This is a genomic window from Microbacterium testaceum StLB037 (assembly GCF_008763945.1).
Taxonomy (GTDB): domain Bacteria; phylum Actinomycetota; class Actinomycetes; order Actinomycetales; family Microbacteriaceae; genus Microbacterium; species Microbacterium testaceum_G.
This window is the reverse complement of record NZ_VTQH01000001.1, coordinates 1,672,261-1,688,604: the sequence shown is the minus strand read 5'-3', so window position 1 is coordinate 1,688,604 and position 16,344 is coordinate 1,672,261. Positions and strand designations below refer to the sequence as shown.

The 16,344-nt window shown below is 69.8% G+C and carries 15 protein-coding genes; 2 read left to right on the top strand and 13 right to left on the bottom strand.

The genetic code is table 11. From position 1 onward, the window contains the following. Positions 1-193 precede the first annotated feature (193 nt). Positions 194-778, bottom strand: a complete 585-nt coding sequence (locus F9B98_RS07920) for a TetR/AcrR family transcriptional regulator (protein ID WP_150955280.1) — start codon at positions 776-778, stop codon at positions 194-196. Between the two features lie 91 nt (positions 779-869). Between F9B98_RS07920 and F9B98_RS07915 the strand changes: the two genes are divergently transcribed. Beyond that, complete coding sequence (locus F9B98_RS07915; RefSeq protein WP_150955276.1) at positions 870-1,844, top strand: zinc-binding dehydrogenase; 975 nt, start codon at positions 870-872, stop codon at positions 1,842-1,844. A gap of 168 nt (positions 1,845-2,012) precedes the next feature. Here the strand turns inward: F9B98_RS07915 and F9B98_RS07910 are convergent, their stop codons facing one another. From F9B98_RS07910 to F9B98_RS07855, 12 genes are all read right to left on the bottom strand, one after another. Beyond that, on the bottom strand, positions 2,013-2,498 hold the full coding sequence (locus F9B98_RS07910; RefSeq protein WP_150955273.1) for an NUDIX domain-containing protein: 486 nt from the start codon (positions 2,496-2,498) through the stop codon (positions 2,013-2,015). Further along, the gene (locus tag F9B98_RS07905; protein ID WP_150955270.1) at positions 2,498-4,144 is read right to left on the bottom strand and encodes a DUF4407 domain-containing protein; all 1,647 of its coding nucleotides are present in this window, start codon (positions 4,142-4,144) and stop codon (positions 2,498-2,500) included. The genes F9B98_RS07910 and F9B98_RS07905 overlap by 1 nt, the downstream gene beginning before the upstream one ends. Positions 4,145-4,358: 214 nt before the next feature. Further along, complete coding sequence (locus F9B98_RS07900; RefSeq protein WP_150955267.1) at positions 4,359-5,372, bottom strand: aldo/keto reductase family protein; 1,014 nt, start codon at positions 5,370-5,372, stop codon at positions 4,359-4,361. Positions 5,373-5,485: 113 nt separating this feature from the next. Next, complete coding sequence (locus tag F9B98_RS07895) at positions 5,486-6,118, bottom strand: response regulator transcription factor (RefSeq protein WP_150955264.1); 633 nt, start codon at positions 6,116-6,118, stop codon at positions 5,486-5,488. Next, a complete protein-coding gene (locus tag F9B98_RS07890; protein WP_150955260.1) occupies positions 6,115-7,338 on the bottom strand; it encodes a sensor histidine kinase in 1,224 nt (407 codons plus the stop codon). The genes F9B98_RS07895 and F9B98_RS07890 overlap by 4 nt, the downstream gene beginning before the upstream one ends. Further along, on the bottom strand, positions 7,338-8,141 hold the full coding sequence (locus F9B98_RS07885; protein WP_225310257.1) for an ABC transporter permease: 804 nt from the start codon (positions 8,139-8,141) through the stop codon (positions 7,338-7,340). The genes F9B98_RS07890 and F9B98_RS07885 overlap by 1 nt, the downstream gene beginning before the upstream one ends. After that, positions 8,138-9,013 carry an ABC transporter ATP-binding protein gene (locus F9B98_RS07880; protein WP_150955256.1) on the bottom strand — a complete coding sequence of 292 codons (876 nt, stop codon included), beginning with the start codon at positions 9,011-9,013 and terminating at the stop codon, positions 8,138-8,140. Before F9B98_RS07880 ends, F9B98_RS07885 begins: the two co-directional genes overlap by 4 nt. An 83-nt stretch (positions 9,014-9,096) precedes the next feature. Continuing rightward, the gene (gene rlmN, locus F9B98_RS07875) at positions 9,097-10,380 is read right to left on the bottom strand and encodes a 23S rRNA (adenine(2503)-C(2))-methyltransferase RlmN (RefSeq protein ID WP_150955253.1); all 1,284 of its coding nucleotides are present in this window, start codon (positions 10,378-10,380) and stop codon (positions 9,097-9,099) included. 191 nt (positions 10,381-10,571) lie between these two features. Continuing rightward, positions 10,572-10,838, bottom strand: a complete 267-nt coding sequence (locus tag F9B98_RS07870) for an HPr family phosphocarrier protein (protein ID WP_150955250.1) — start codon at positions 10,836-10,838, stop codon at positions 10,572-10,574. An 18-nt stretch (positions 10,839-10,856) separates the two neighbouring features. After that, positions 10,857-11,687 carry a PRD domain-containing protein gene (locus tag F9B98_RS07865; protein WP_150955246.1) on the bottom strand — a complete coding sequence of 277 codons (831 nt, stop codon included), beginning with the start codon at positions 11,685-11,687 and terminating at the stop codon, positions 10,857-10,859. 44 nt (positions 11,688-11,731) lie between these two features. After that, positions 11,732-13,183 carry a glycoside hydrolase family 1 protein gene (locus F9B98_RS07860; RefSeq protein WP_150955242.1) on the bottom strand — a complete coding sequence of 484 codons (1,452 nt, stop codon included), beginning with the start codon at positions 13,181-13,183 and terminating at the stop codon, positions 11,732-11,734. Next, complete coding sequence (locus F9B98_RS07855) at positions 13,170-15,071, bottom strand: beta-glucoside-specific PTS transporter subunit IIABC (RefSeq protein ID WP_150955240.1); 1,902 nt, start codon at positions 15,069-15,071, stop codon at positions 13,170-13,172. The genes F9B98_RS07860 and F9B98_RS07855 overlap by 14 nt, the downstream gene beginning before the upstream one ends. Before the next feature lie 314 nt (positions 15,072-15,385). On the opposite strand from F9B98_RS07855, the gene F9B98_RS07850 reads away from it, so the two are divergent. Then, complete coding sequence (locus tag F9B98_RS07850) at positions 15,386-16,243, top strand: Cof-type HAD-IIB family hydrolase (protein ID WP_150955237.1); 858 nt, start codon at positions 15,386-15,388, stop codon at positions 16,241-16,243. The last annotated feature ends 101 nt before the right edge of the window (positions 16,244-16,344 follow it).

Genomic DNA, 16,344 nt, shown 5'->3' with positions numbered 1-16,344 from the left:
CCTCCTCGCCGCCACTTCCCCAGTGTATGCATTCCGACGGGATAGCGGGATTTATCGGCGTCCTGAGCCCTGTCTAGGTATACACAAAGCGGCGCGATTTCGCCCTCGCGAGACGCACGGCCACCTGCCACACTGGGCGCATGCTCGTCACGACCATGAAGCTCGGCTGAACCGGCGCGGGGGCATCGAGCGGTCAGCCCCGCCCCCACGAATCCAACGTCGAGGGCACGGATGCCAGGGTCGCCAGCGCCGCGTCACGATCGGCGCGCGCGAGGGTGAGGCCGGCCACCACGAGCGAGGCGCACACCGCGGCGAGCGCGTCCACGGCATCCGGGGTCAGATCCGGGCGCCGGTCGGCGACGGCCGCGCGGATCGCGGCGCGCATCTCGGCGGCGTAGTCCGAGACGAGGGTGCGCACCTCGGCGTCGTCGCTCGCGAGGGGCGAGGAGCCGGCGTTGAGCAGCAGGCAGCCGAGGCGGGCGCGCGGGGCATCGGTCTCGATGGCCGAGCGCATCTCGTCGATGTACGCCTCGAGAGCGCCGGGGTCACCCCCGCCGAGCGGCCGGAGGCGCGTGCGGACCACGTCGTCGAGGTAGGCCGCGAGCACGGCGTCGAACAGTCCGCGCTTGCTGCCGAAGGCGTTGTAGATGCTGGAGCGGGTCAGGCCGGTCGCCTCCTCAAGCTCGGCGATGCCGGTCTCGGCGTAGCCGCGGCGCCAGAAAACGTCGCGCGCGGCGTCGACCACGGCGGAGCGCTCGAAGCTCGGCATCCGGCCCATGACTTCTCTCCCTGCGTCGCTCGGGGTTGCATTCCCACCCTCGGGGTCTATATTAGACCGGTCGTTACAAAATAACCACAGGAGGCATTCCATGCGCGCAGTCATCCACCACCAGTTCGGCGAGCCGGCCGACGTCGTCGGAACCGAAGAGGTCGAGACCCCGACCCCCGGCCCCGGCGAGGTGCGCCTGCGCGTGCTGCTGTCGCCCATCCACAACCACGACCTGTGGACCATCCGCGGCACCTACGGCTTCAAGCCCGAGCTGCCCGCCCGCGCCGGCACCGAGGCCGTCGGCGTCATCGAGGAGCTCGGCGAGGGCGTCGAGAACCTCTCCGTCGGCCAGCGCGTCGCCACCGGCGGCACCTTCGGCGTCTGGGCCGAGCAGGTCGTCGCCAAGGCCGCGGGGCTCATCCCCGTCGCCGAGGGCCTGAGCGACGAGGTCGCCTCGCAGCTCGTCTCGATGCCGTTCAGCGCCATCAGCCTGCTGCACTCGCTCGACCTGAAGGCCGGCGACTGGATCGTGCAGAACACCGCCAACGGTGCCGTCGGCCGCATGGTCGCGCAGATCGCCAAGGCCCGCGGCGTCAACGTCGTCGGTCTCGTGCGCCGCCAGAGCGCCGTCGAGGAGCTCGCCGCCCAGGGCATCGACAACGTCGTGTCGACCGACGCCGACGACTGGCGCGACCAGGCCCTCGCCCTCGTGGGCGACGGCACGGTGGTCGCGGGCGTCGACTCGGTCGGGGGCCCCGCGGCCGGCCAGGTGCTGTCGTTGCTCAGCGAGAACGGCACGCTCGTGATCTTCGGATCGATGGGCACCGGCAAGCTCGAACTCGGCGCCGGCGACCTCATCTTCCGCCAGGCCACGGTGAAGGGCTTCTGGGGCAGCGTCGTCAGCAAGACGATGGATGCCGAAACCCGCGGCGCCCTGTTCGGCGAGCTGTCGCGCTACCTCGCCGACGGCACCCTTACCCTCCCCGTCGCCGCCACCTTCAGTCTCGACGACATCGTCGACGCCGTCACCGCGAGCGACTCGCCCCGCGTCGGCAAGATCCTGCTGCGCCCGTAAGGCCTCGGGCTCGCGGTGCCGCCTTCTCGCGGCGCCGCGGGCCGGTATCCGCCCCGCTTCACGTGCAGAACTCCGGAGATCCGCACGCCGACGGCCCCGACTCCCCCGCCATTCCGCGGGTGGGCGTCGGGGCCGTCGCCGTTCCTCCTGCGTTCTGTACGGGGCGCGTCAGGCGCCGGGCAGCTCCGCCAGCGCGGCTTCGAGCGCGTCGATCGCGGGGCGCTGGCCCTTCACGAGCGCTTCGCGGGCGGCATCCGGAGCCATCCATTCGGCACGGTCGACCTCGGGGAACGACGCCGTCCGTCCCGACCGAGGCGGCCAGGCCATCTCGAACTCGCCGAAGGTGAAACAGTCTCCGGATGCCGTGAACCCGGCGCCGTCGCCCACGAAGACGACCACCTTCTTGCCGCTCGAGGACGCGAAGGTGCCGAGCTCGGCCCAATCGACCTCGGGCGGCTCGACACCGAGCTCTTCGCGGAACTCGCGGCGCGCGGCATCCAGAGCCCCCTCGGACTCGGGGTCGAACTCGCCCTTCGGGATCGACCAAGCGCCGGCGTCCTTCTTCGCCCAGAACGGCCCGCCCATGTGCGCGATGAACACCTGCGGCTCCGGTGTGAGCCGGTACAGCAGGAGTCCCGCGCTCCACACGACCATCAGGTGACGGTGGCCGGCACGCGGTTCGCCTCGTCGGCGATGATGTCGGCGCGCTTGCGGAACGTTCGCGCCGAGACACGATCGAGCGCGATCTGGCCGCGCATCTTCTCGGCCTTCTCGTACAGCGAGGGGCCGCCGAACCCGGTCAGCACCTTCACGAGCACCGGCAGCAGCTCGATCATGAAGAACAGCGCGGCGATCAGGTAGTGCGCCCAGCGGAGCGTCGGCTCGCGGTCCGACAGCCGCTCGAGCGCCGTGATCTGGCTGAGCAGACCGACCGCCCCCGCGTTGCCATCGGCGACCGACGACGCGCGCTGATTGTAGGCGGCGAGCGCCGACTCGTACTGGGCGCGCGCTGCGGGCAGTTGGTCTTCCGCCTGCTGCTTGTTGGCATCGGCCGACGAGGCGGCGGCCTCGGCACCGGCGGAGTTCGCGGCGGCGAGGGTCGACTGCGCCTGGGCGAGCTGGGTCGACAGCGAGTCGTACGCCGACTGGGCCTGCGCGAGCTGCGCCTGCGCCGCGTCGGAGCTCGCACCGTTGCCGGCGACCCCGGTGCAGCCGGGGACCGTTCCGGCCCCCTGGCCGGTGAGCTCGCACTGGTACACGGCGCGAGCCTGGTCGATCACGGTCTGCTGCGCGGCGAGCTGCTGGGTGAGCTGGTCGACGCTCTGCTGCGCGGCGGCGGACTCGGCCGAGGTCGACGAGGTTCCGGTCACGATGCCGGTCGCCGCCTGGTTCTCGAGCGCCGACACCTGCGCGCTCGCGGCGTCGAGCGCCTGCTTCTCGGGGCCGTTGGTCACGGCATCCTGATCCGTGAGGGCCTGCGTGACGTTGGTGGAGTTCACTTCGCGCACGATGTCGTTCTGGAACACCTGCAGCACGAGCGGCTCGGCCACGACGATGCCGATCAGCGCCGCCATGATCACGCGGGGCATGGCCAGGCCGAGCAGGCGGAAGATGTTCTTCGTCGAACGCATCGTCGAGGTGAGGAAGCGGTCGAGGTTGAAGATGATGAGGCCCCACACGATCGCGAGGGGCACGGCGAGCCACAGGCTCACGCGAACGCCCGTCAGCAGCGCGAACATCATCGACAGCGACGAGACGAGCGCGGTCCCCGCGAGCACGAGGAACATCTGCACGAAGCGCGGCACCTCTTCGGGCACCTCGTCGAGCACGTCGTTGTCGGCACCGCCGAGCACCGCCATGCGGCGGATGAGCGACAGGCGCGGACGACGGGGGTCGTGTCGACGCAGGCGGGGCTGGCGCGGCTCGGAAGACAGAGGGGCGGATGCCACGGGCTCGGGCTCGGGCGCCTCGTCGGGGATCACCGCGGTCTCGTCGTCGGCGCGCGCACGCTCGGCGCGGTCGATCACGACGGTGTCGTGGTCGTCGGCGGGGGCGTCGTCGCGGGGGGTCTCGACCGGCTCCGCGTCGCGCGGGTCGGTGACGAACGGGTCGAGCGGCTCGTCGTCGGCGGGCGGTGCGCCCCAGGGCTCGGACGTGTGCTCCTGCGCGTCGGAGGGACGCTTGGCCGCGTTCTGCGCGGCGAGGATGTCGTCGAGATACTGCTCGCGCTCCTCGTCCGTCGTGAACTCGATACGGCCATCGGAGCCGAAACGGCCCGGCCGGTGAGCGGAAAAGGACATTCGCACAGGGTACGACGCCCACCCTGCTCTCGCCTGAGCGGGGCCTGAGGCGCAGCCGAGCGGGACATGTGCGCGCGAGATCACGTGACGTGGGCGAACGCACACGCCGTGGCGTGTGGTCTCGACGACGTCACGTGATGTGGGCCGCGATAAGCGCCGCACCCGGCACACACGACAACGGGCCGGGCGCGCACGCCCGGCCCGTCCGCGTGCGTCAGGCCACGCGCTGCTTCGGCGACACCTCGTAGGTGTTCTCGGGGTCGGAGAACACCGCGTCGCCGAGGGCCGAGTCGATGGCGGCGAGGGTGTCGGCATCCAGGGTCACACCCGACGCCTTGACAGTGTCGGCGAGTTGTTCCGGACGCGAGGCCCCCACGAGCGCCGCCGCGATGTTGGGGTTCTGCAGCACCCACGCGATCGCGAGCTGGGGCATCGAGAGCCCGGCCTCGTCGGCGATGGGCTTGAGGCGCTGAACGGCTTCGAGCGTGTCGTCGTTCAAGAAGCGCTTGATGAAGGTGGCGCCGCTCTTCTCGTCGGTGGCGCGCGAGCCCTCGGGCACGGGCTGACCCGGAAGGTACTTGCCGCTCAGCACGCCCTGGGCCATCGGCGACCAGACGATCTGCGAGATGCCGAGCTCTTCACTGGCCGGCACGACCTTGCCCTCGATCACGCGCCACAGCATGGAGTACTGCGGCTGGTTCGAGATGAGCTGGATGCCGAGCTGCGTGGCGAGCGCGTGCCCGTCGCGCAGCTGCTCTGCCGTCCATTCCGAGACGCCGATGTAGAGCGCCTTGCCCTGGCGCACGATGTCGGCGAAGGCCTGGAAGGTCTCTTCGAGCGGGGTCTCGTAGTCGAAACGGTGCGCCTGGTAGAGGTCGACGTAGTCGGTGCCGAGGCGCTTGAGCGACCCGTTGATCGAGTCCATGATGTGCTTGCGGCTGAGCCCGGTGTCGTTCGGCCCCTTCGGACCGGTCGGGAAGTAGACCTTGGTGAAGATCTCGAGCGACTCGCGGCGCTGCCCCTCGAGGGCCTTGCCGAGGACGGTCTCGGCGGCCGTGTTGGCGTAGGTGTCGGCGGTGTCGAACGTCGTGATACCCGCGTCGAGGGCGGCGTGCACCGTGGCGATCGCCGCGTCGTCACCGACCTGCGAGCCGTGGGTCACCCAGTTGCCGAGGGTGATCTCCGAGACCTTGAATCCACTGTTGCCGAGATAGCGATAAGCGACCATTCCTCCACGCTAGACCCGGCCACCGACACCGGGGCCGCGGCATCCGCCCCTCTCCCGCGCGAGGAGTCGGAAACTGTCGCCGCAATGCGCCGGAAGCGACACATCACGACCTCTCACGAGGGCGATCGGAGGATGCCGAGCTCCATCGCCCTCGTGACGGCGCGGGTGCGATCCGCCACGTCGAGTTTGGTGAAGGCCTTGAGCAGGTGCGTCTTGACCGTCGCCTCGCCCAGGTGGAGGCGCACCCCGATCTCTCGGTTGCTCAGCCCCTCGGCGACGTGCGAGAGCACCTCGACCTCCCGAGGGGTCAGGGTCGGAGCGTCGCGCGCGTGCCCGGCCTGCGCCACGAGCACCCGCGCAACGCTCGGCGCCAGAGCCACCTCACCCGCAGCGACCGCGCGGATGCCCGCGATCAGCTCCGCTTCGGGAGCGGCCTTCAACAGGTACCCGCTCGCCCCCGCGGCAACTGCTCGCATGATGACGTCGTCGCTCTCGTATGTCGTCAGGACGATGACACGTGTCGCGGGCACGCTCTCGCGCAGCATCGCGGTCGCCTCGTCGCCGTCGCGGCGCGGCATCCGCATGTCCATCAGCACCACATCGGGACGTTCCTTCTCGACGAGGGCAACGACCTCCACCCCGTCGGAGGCCGCTCCGACGACGTCGATCCCGTCGGCGGCGTCCAACAGGCCGACGAGCCCCACGCGCACGATCGGGTGGTCGTCCGCGACGACGACGCGGATCACGAGCGTCCCACCGTCGCCGGAACTCCGGCCCGCACGGTCGCTGCCCCGGGGGTGCCGTCGACCTCAAGCGACCCGCCGAGGGCGCTCAGGCGTGCTCGCAGCCCCTCGATGCCGAAGCCGTGAGCGCTGGCGGTGCCGTCGAAACCGACGCCGTCGTCGCGCACGGTGACCTCCACGACGCCGTGCCGCTCGGCGAGAGTCACCTCGACGCGACGGGCGCCGGAGTGCCGTCTCGCATTGGACAGGCCTTCCTGCGCGCACCGCAGGAGCGCCACCTCGGCCTCGCGATCGAGCGGCGGTACGGCCGAGGTCACGAGCTCGACGTCGAGACCCGTCTCGCGAACGGCCCGCGCGACCACCGTGCGCAACGCTTCGGCCAGTCCGCCGACGCCGACAGAGGCGGGTGCTCCCCCGGCGACCAACTCCCGGGTCTCGGCGAGGGCTGCCTGGGCGGCTTCCTCGACGAGCTCGAGGGTCGACAGCGACAGAGCTCCCTCGGCCAGTTCGCGGCGGGCGCGCTGTGCGAGCATGACCGTGCCCGCGAGGCTCTGCGCGATCGTGTCGTGCATCTCGGCCGCGAGGCGCTCGCGCTCGGACATCGCGCCGGCGTCGTGATGCAGAGAGGCGAGTTCGCTCTGCGCTGCCGTCAATTCGGCGACGAGAACGTCGCGTTCGGAGCCGTATCGCGAGATCGCGCTGATCCAGAGTCCGAGCACCACGGCCGAGACGAACGACGCTCCCTGCACGAGGGCCATGACCGCCCACGATCCTCCACCCGTCCAGGGGAGGAGCGCCGCGAAGATGGCTGCGGCGGAGACGAAGCTCGCGATCACGGCGACCCGGGTCGAGGCGGCCAGCGTCCACAGCAGCGGGAAGACCCAGAACTGCAGCATCGCCATCCACGGCACGAGCGCCGTCAGCAGGGCGACGACGAGCACCGTGATCACCATCGTGACGAGTTCGAGGGCTCCCATCCCCCCCGCCTCGCGACCGAGCAGACGGGGCAGGACGAACAGCATGAAGACGGTGTAAACGGCAAGCAGCGCCAGCGCGGCGATGGCCGAAACCCACGGGATGCCGGCGACGAGCGCCGACGCAACCGCGATACCCGCGCCCAGGACTCCCGCGGCCAGAAAGGCCGCGATCCATCCGTGGGTCGTGGGGAGTCCGGCATCCGCCCTGTCCGAGGCGGCGACCGAGGCAGTCATGAGGTTCGACATCACGCGTCCTTCCGAATCCACCGGAACGTCAGCCGCACGAGCGCGAGCCCGAGCACGAGCCACAGCCCCGTCACCAGCAGGATCAGCGGGTGATCCCACGAGCCCGACGGCTCGCCCGCGGCGAAGCCCTCGGGCAAGAAGACCGAGCGGAAGCCCTGAGCGAGCCACTTGAGCGGGAAGACGCTGGCGACGTTCTGCAGCCACTCGGGGAGGGCGGCGAAGTTGATGTAGACGCCCGAGATGAACTGCAGCAGCAGCACGATCGGAATCACGACGCCCGTCGCGCTGCGGCCGGTGCGCGGCAGCGCCGAGAGGCCGATGCCGAGGATCGCGCATGTCGTGACCCCGAGCAGGAACACCCACGCGAAGGTCAGCCAGCGCTCCGGGTCGGTCGGCAGCGGCACGCCGAAGAACACCGCGGCCACCACGATCAGCAGCACCGACTGCAAAAAGCCGGTCACGAGCACCTGCCCGAGCTTGCCGATGAAGTAAGACACGGGGCTGAGTGGGGTTCCGCCGAGGCGCTTGAGCGTGCCGTCGCTGCGCTCCATCGCGATGTCGATCGACATGTTCTGCAGACCCGACAGCAGCACTCCGGCGGCGAGCATCGCGGGGAGGTAGAACTGCGCGGCATCCACTTCCTCTCCGGGCGGACCGAAGGTCTGCGCGTCGAAGGCGACGGCGAAGATCAGCAGGATCATCACGGGGAACAGGAACGTGAAGAAGACCGAGTCGCCCTGGCGGAAGTACGAGCGCACCTCGAACGCGATCCGCGCGGCGCCCAGCCGCAGCACGCGGCTCACAGGAGGCCCCCCGCCGCGGTCGTACGGCGCGCTTCGTCGCCGAGGAACGACAGGTACACGTTCTCGAGGCTCGGGCGCACGACCTCGAGCCGTTCGGGTTCGCCGAGGCGGGAGTAGAGCTGAGCGACCAGCGCCCCGGGGTCCTGCGTGCGCTGCTCGCGGGTCTCGCCGCCCTCGCGCCACCGCACGAGGGGCACGCGGGCGTCCGGGCCGCCCAGTTCGTCGATTCGACCGACGGATGCCATCTCCCCACCGACGATGATCGCCGCGCGTTCCGCGAGTTCGGCTGCCTCGTCGAGGTAGTGGGTGGTCAGCAGGATCGTGGTGCCCTCGCGCTGCAGGTCGCGGATGAGGTCCCAGAACTGCCGTCTGACCTCGGGGTCGAAGCCGGTCGTCGGCTCGTCGAGGAACAGCAGCTCGGGCCGCCCGACGATACCGAGGGCGACGTCGACGCGGCGACGCTGGCCGCCCGAGAGCTTGCGCACCGAGACCGTGGCCTTCTCGGTCAGCCCCACCGCCGCGATGACCTCGTCGACGTCGCGCGGCCGCGGATAGAACGAGGCGAAGTGCGCGAGCAGCTCGCGCACGCTGGCGGTGGGCGCCTCGCCGGTGTTCTGCAGCACGATGCCCAGGCGCGCCTTCCAGTCGAGACCGCCGCGGTGCGGGTCGACGCCGAGCACGCGCACCTCGCCGCTCGTGCGATCGCGGTAGCCCTCGAGGATCTCGATCACCGTGCTCTTGCCCGCGCCGTTGGGCCCGAGCAGCGCGAACGTCTCGCCCCGGTGAATGTCGAACGACACCCCGCGCAGCGCTTCGAGACCGCCCTTGTAGGTCTTCCGGAGGTTCTCGACCTCGACGACGTTCTCGCTCATGCCCTCAGTCTGACGGGGCAGGGCCGCCACAGGAACGACGGGACGGTGGAGTCGGCATCCACCGATCGGTGGAGCAGCCGGCCTCAGCCGACCGGCGCGACCGCCGCGGCCGCCTCGTCTTCTTCGGTCGCGACGAGCTGACCGCACGCCCCGTCGATCTCTTTGCCGCGGGTGTCGCGGAGGGTCGTCGGGATGCCGGCGTCGTTGAGGCGTCGCACGAACTCGTTCTGCACGGGCACCTCGGATGCCGTCCAGATCGAGCCGGGCGTCGGGTTCAGCGGGATCGGGTTGACGTGCACCCAGCCGCGACCGCGGGCGTTGAGCTTCTCGGCCAGCAGATCGGCGCGCCAGGCGTGATCGTTCATGTCCTTGATCAGGGCGTACTCGATCGAGACGCGGCGACCGGTCTTGTCGAAGTAGGAGCGCGCGGCATCCAGCGCCTCATCGACTTTCCAGCGGGAGTTCACCGGGATGAGCTCGTCGCGCAGGTGGTCGTCGGGGGCGTGGAGCGAGAGGGCGAAGGTCACCGGGATGTCCTCGTCGGCGAGCTTCTTGATCGCGGGGACGAGCCCGACGGTCGACACGGTGATGCCGCGGGCGCTCATGCCGAGGCCGTGCTCCTTGTCGACCATCACGCGGACGGCCTGCATGACCCGTGCGTAGTTCGCGAGCGGCTCGCCCATGCCCATGAACACGATGTTGCTCACGCGATCGAGCGAGTGGTCGTCGCGCTTCTTGCCGCCCAGGCCGCCGGCGGCGATGAGGGCGTTGGCGCGCACGATCTGCTCGATGATCTCGGCCGCCGACATGTTGCGGGTCAGCCCCGCCTGGCCGGTGGCGCAGAACGGGCAGTTCATGCCGCACCCGGCCTGCGAAGACACGCACAGCGTGATGCGGCCGGGGTAGCGCATGAGCACCGACTCCACGAGGGCGCCGTCGTGCAGCTTCCACAGGAATTTGATCGTGTCGCCGCGGTCCGTCTCGAGCCGGCGGACCTCGGTGAGAAGGGGCGGCAACATTCCCGCGACGAGCTCTTCGCGATCGGATGCCGGGAGGTCGGTCATGTCGGCGGCATCCGACGTGTAATGCGTGAAGTAGTGCTTCTCGAGCTGCTTCGCGCGGAACCCGGGAAGCCCCAGCTCCTTCAGCTTGGCGATGCGCTCGTCGTGCGTCAGGTCGGCGAGGTGCACGGGCGGCTTGCCGCGCTTGGGGCTGGCGAACTGCAGCAGCGGACGACCGGTCTCGTCCTTGGCCTGCTGCCAGCCCTCGGTCTTGGGGCGCACCTGGCGGATGCCGGTGTTCGCCGGGGCCCCCTCGGGGCGCGCCTGCCGGGGCGTCGTCGTGCGCACGGGGGGCTGATCAGTCATGGTTTCCAGGGTACCGGGGAGCGCCTGCACTGCGGCTGGGTGCGCCGGCCCGCGCGCGAGGGGTCGGAAATCGTCGCCTCGCGGGGCGCCGGGCGACAGATCTCGACACCTCACGCGAGGTGTGGGGCACGTGAGGGGCCGGGATGCCGGGTCTCGGGGGTACACCCGGGGCGGCCCGTCACGCGTTCGGGTCAGGCGGCGTCGAGATCCTGCTCGAGCAGCGCCTGAAGCTCGTCGGCGATGCGGTCGGCCTCGGGTCCGTCGACCTCGAGCGCCACCTCGTCGCCCGTCTTCACGCCCAGCTGCAGCAGCGCGAGGATGCTGCGCGCGTCGACCGATGTGCCGCCCGAGGCGAGGGTGACGCTGTGCTTCGACGCCGCGGCCGCGCGGGCGAGGGTCGCGGCGGGGCGGGAGTGCAGGCCGGACGAGGAGCCGAAGACGGCGGTGCGCTGTGCCATGGGGAACCTTTCGGGATGTCAGCTCGACTGGGCGCGAGCGATGTGGAGGGCGAGGTAGCCCACCTCCTCGTCGGAGATGGCGACCCCGTGTTCGGCGAGGACGAACGTGCGGATGCGCTCCGCCGTCGCGACGGCCCGCGGGTGCTTGGCCGTCATGGTCGCGAACAGCAGGTCCTCGTCCTGTGCGGCGAGGCGGTCGCCGAACAAACGCTCCGCGAAGAACTGCAGGTGCGTGAGGAACCTCCGGGTGTGGAGGTCATCGGCATCCAGGGTCACTCCCCCGGCGTGCGTCACGATGGTGGTGATGTCGGACACGAGCCCGACGACCCGCATCGAATCGACCGCGGGGCGGCCCACCTCGGAGTTGACGAGGTGGAACGCGATGTTGGCGGCCTCCTCGTCGGGGAGCGACACCCCCGTGCGGTCACGCAGCAGCCCGAGGGCGCGCAGGCCCACCTCGTACTCGCGCGGATAGACCGTGCGTACCTCCCACGCGAGACGGTTCGTGACCTGCAGCCCCCGCCGCTGCCGCTCCACCGCGAAGTGCAGGTGGTCGGTGAGCGTCAGGTAGATGTGCGCGTCGAGTTCGATGCCCGACTTCTCGGCATCCATCACGATCGCCCTCGTCAACTCGACGAAGCCGCCCGGAATCTGCGCCAGCAGTTCGACGAGATTGCGCTGGTCGGCGTCGTCGAGCGCGACGAACACCCGGTCGGTCGATCCCGGAGCGACGGTGTCGCCCGGGCGCGCGCCGAACCCGATGCCCTTGCCCAGCAGCACGCGCTCCACGCCGCGCTCGTCCTCGACGAGTACGACGCTGGAGTTCAGCACCTTCTTGATGATCTGCATGGGTGTCTCCGTCGACCCCGGCGGACGCGCAACGAGTGCGATCGTCACGCCAGGTCGGCCCCGTTCGAGGCGATGACCTTCTGGTACCAGAAGAAGGAGTCCTTGCGACGTCGTTCGCCGGTGCCGTTTCCGAGGTCGTCCTGGTCGACGTGGATGAAACCGTACCTCTTCGAGATCTGCGACGACGAGGCGCTGATGATGTCGATCGGCGCCCAGCTCGTGTACCCGCGCAGCTCCACGCCCTCATCGACCGCGCGGATCATCTCCGCGAAGTGCGACCGGAAGTAATCGATGCGGTACGGGTCGTGGATGCGGCCGTCGTCGGTGAGCTCGTCGCGCATGCCGAGGCCGTTCTCCACGATGAACAGCGGCTTGCCGTAGCGGTCGTAGAGGTCGATGAGCGAGATCCGCAGGCCGACGGGGTCGATCTGCCACCCCCACTCGCTCGACTCCAGGAACGGGTTCTTCACACCGAGCACCGTGTTGCCCGGAGTGCGCTCGGCATCCGGTCGCACCGACTCGGTGAGGGTCATGTAGTACGAGAACGAGATGTAGTCGACCGGGTGGTCGCGCAGCAGTTCGACGTCGCCCTCTTCGAACGGGATGCCGATGCCCCGGGCCTCCAGCGCCTTCAGCGCCAAGCGCGGGTACGCGCCGCCGGCCTGCACGTCGGTGCACAGGTAGAGCAGGCGCTCCTTGGCCTGGGTCGCCGCGACGTCGTCGGGGTGGCAGGTGTTTGGGTACGTGGTGAGCATCGTCAGCATGCACCCCATCTCGGACTCGGGCCACATCTCGTGCAGCATCTTCGTCACCGACGCGGATGCCACGAACTGGTGGTGCAGCGCCGTGTAGCAGGCCTGCTCGAGGGAGCCGTCGACGGTCTCGTCGATGATGCCGCCCGAGGTGAAGGGGTGGCGGATGATGCCGTCGATCTCGTTGAACGACAACCAGAGGTCGACGAGGTGACCGAAGCGTTCGAAGCACGTGCGCGAGAAGCGCTCGAACAGGGCGATGATGCCGCGGTCGACCCACGCGTTGTTCTTCAGCGCCAGCGCGAGCGGGGGGTCGTAGTGCGACAGCGTCACCAGGGGCCGGATGCCGAGACGGCGCATCTCGGTGAACAGGTCGAGGTAGAACGCGATGCCCTCCTCGTTCGGCTCGAGCTCTTCGCCCGTCGGGTACAGCCGCGACCAGGCGATCGAGACCCGCAGCACCGAGAAGCCCATCTCCGCGAACAGCGCGAGATCTTCGCGGTAGCGGTGGTAGAAGTCGATGCCGCGACGCTTCGGGTAGTACGCGATGTCGTCGTCGGCCATGGCCGCGGCGATGCTCTCGAGCGTGTGCTGGTGGTGCACCGCGTACTCGCGCGGGTCGACGTTCGGCCGGTACTTCGACACGTCCGAGACCGCGGGGCCGCGGCCCCCTTCGTTCCAGGCACCCTCGGCCTGGTTGGCGGCGAGCGCGCCGCCCCAGAGGAATCCGTCAGGCAATCCCATTCGCGGTCTCCTTCGCATCGGTCAATAGCAGAGCGGCGCCCGCGGCGACGCGTCCGGTGACGAGGGGGGCGACGTCGTAGGCATCGCCGTTGAGCACGACGACGGGGGTCGTGATGTCGAGGCCTGCGGCCTCGATCGCGGCCAGGTCGGCGGTCAGCACGTGCTGACCGGCTTCGACGCGGTCGCCCTGGGCCACGTGCGCGGTGAAGGGGGCACCTTCGAGGCGCACGGTGTCGAGGCCGACGTGCACGAGCACCTCGAGGCCGTCGTCGCCCAGGATGCCGAGGGCGTGACGCGAGGGCAGCAGGCTCGAGACGGTTCCGCTGATGGGAGCGCGCACCTCGCCGTCGGTGGGTCGGATGGCAACGCCCGGTCCGAGGATGCCTCCCGAGAATACGGGGTCGTCGACCTGCTCGAGGGCGATGACCTCACCCGTCATGGGGGCGACGATCTCGCCGGCGACGCTTGCCGTGACCGGGGTCGACGTGCCCGCCTGCTGCTCGAGCAGACGTACGGTGGCCGAGTCGGAGTCCTTCCAGATCACCAACGACACGATGAACGAGGTGACCATGGCGACGAGCGCACCGATGACCGCGTGCAGCAGGTTCCAGGGGTTGGCCATGTCGATGAACATCGAGATGGATGCCGCTCCGGGGCTGACCAGAGCGAAAGCCGAAATCGCCGCGATGCCGAGGTACGAACCGCCCACGAACGCGCCGATGACGACCGAGATGATCGCGCGCCGGTTCTGCAGCGTCACGCCGTAGAGGGCCGGCTCGGTGATGCCGAAGAAGGCCGAGATGCCCGACGAGATCGCGGTGCCGCGCAGCGTCTTGTTCTTCGTGCGCACGGCGATGGCGAGGCTCGAGCCCGCCTCGGCGAGGTTGTGGGCGAGCGAGGCGACGAGGTAGAAGCTCTCCTTGCCCGCGGAGGCCATCGTGGCCACCGTCGGCGGGATGAACGCCTTGTGCATGCCGACCGAGACGATGAAGGGAAGGGCCGCGGCCATCAGCGCGACGGCGATCCAGCCGAGCGTGCCGTAGAGCCAGAGCATCGCGCCGGTCAGCAGGGTACCGAGGAAGAAGCCGAGCGGACCGAGCAGGAAGATCGTGGCGGGTGCCACGACGACGAAGCAGATCAGCGGCACGAGGAACGTGCTGATAACGCTCGGGCTGATGCGGCGGGCGAAGCGCTCGACCACGGCGAGCAGCAGCACGGCGAGGATCGGCGGGAAGACCTGCGCGTTGTAGGCGATCGCGGGCACCGCCAGGCCGAACAGTGCAACCCCGCCCTCCTGGGTGAGAAGGGTGGCGAAGGCCGGGAACACCAGCAGACCCACGATGCCGAGCGCGAGCGGGATGTTCACGTCGAGCTTCTTCGCGGCGGTGTAGGTCACCAGCAGCGGGAGGAAGAAGAAGACCGCGTCGGGGATCGCGGTGAGCACCTGATAGGTCTGGTCGGTCGTCTGCAGCCAGCCGAGCGCGACGGCGAGGATGAGGAACGACTTGAAGATCCCCGCGCCGGCGACGGCGGGGATGATCGGGGTGAACACGCCGACGACGAAGTCCATGAACACCGACCCGGCGCGCTTGAGCGTCAACTTCGGCTTCGTCGCATCGGTGCGTGCGGCGGCGCGCGTGCCGCTTCCCGCGCGCAGCTTCTCGATCTCGCGGAAGTAGTCGTTCACACCCGAACCCACGATTACCTGCGTCTGAGTGCCGAGCACCACGCCGATGACGCCGGGTGTGGCCTTGAGGGCGGCCTCGTCGGCCTGCGAGTCGTCGGCGAGCGTGAAGCGGAGGCGGGTCGAGCAGTGGTGGAGCGAGGCCACGTTGGCCGCACCTCCGACGTGCTCGAGGATCGCGCGGGCGCTGTCCTGATTGGTCATCGAAGTCCTTCCTTGGATCGAAGGACACGCGGTGCGACGTCGACTCCGAAGTCGCCCGGACAAACAAAAAAGGACCCGAAGGCGGTGCTCTCGCACTGCGTTCGGATCCTGCCTGCATGACCAGTCACATGTCCGTCGGTCACTGTACACGACGATTCCGACATGTCGAATCGCGACGGTGGGCGTGAAGATCGGTCGAGTACCGTGGCGGTGTCGCCGATGCTCGCGAGCCCGGCACCGACCTTTCTCGACGCGGTATCCGCGTCGAGAACCCGACTCGATCGCGCTCCGGCGTCGATCCCTGTGGAGCGCACATGACCCGCATCGCCTTCCTCGACGTCGACGGCACGATCCTCGAGCATGGTTCGACCATCGCCCCCTCCACCGTGACCGCCGTGCGCCGAGCCCGCGCGAACGGCCACCTCGTATGGCTGTGCACGGGACGATCCGCGGGCGACATCCACCCCGACGTGCGCGCCATCGGGTTCGACGGAGCCATCACGAACGGCGGTGCGTACGCGACGCGCGGCGAGGAGCCGGGCGACGATGCGCTGATTGTGGCGCACCCGATGCCCCGGGCCGACGTCGAGGCGGTGGAGCGGTACTTCGAGGCACACGGCATCCACTACTTCCTCCAGACCCACGGCGGCGTATATGCCAGCGAAGGCATGGGCCCGGTGATGACCGCCTACCGGCGCGAACGACACGACAAGCGCGCGGCCGAGCTCAAGGCTCAGGGCCTGCCTCCCGAGCAGCCCCTCTGGCGTGAACCGCGCCCGGTCGCCGAGGTCGACCGCGACGCCGTCGCCAAGGCCGTGTTCGTCAGCCCCTCCATCGACACCGTGACCCACGCGGCGCAGGAGCTCGGCGACTCGTTCCACGTTATCCCCGGGTCGATCCCGCTCCCCGGCGGCTCGAACGGCGAGATCGGTCAGGCCGGCGTCACCAAAGGCTCCGCGATCACCGAGGTGCTCACCCTGCTCGGTATCGAGGCGACGGATGCCATCGGCATCGGCGACAGCTGGAACGACGTCGAGATGTTCGAGGTGGTCGGCACCCCCGTCGCGATGGGCAACGCCGTGCCCGAGCTGCAGCGCCTGGCCGGTCGCGTGACGAGCGCGGTGCTCGACGACGGCGTACACAACGCCTTCGCGGAGCTGGGCCTGATCTGAGGCCGGGGGCCTGCCGGCCAGCCGGGCCGCAGCGCCCGCCCGTCACCGGGCCCGGTCGCTGCTTGGCTGCCGGCCGCGGCGCCCGCTGGATAAACGCTCGC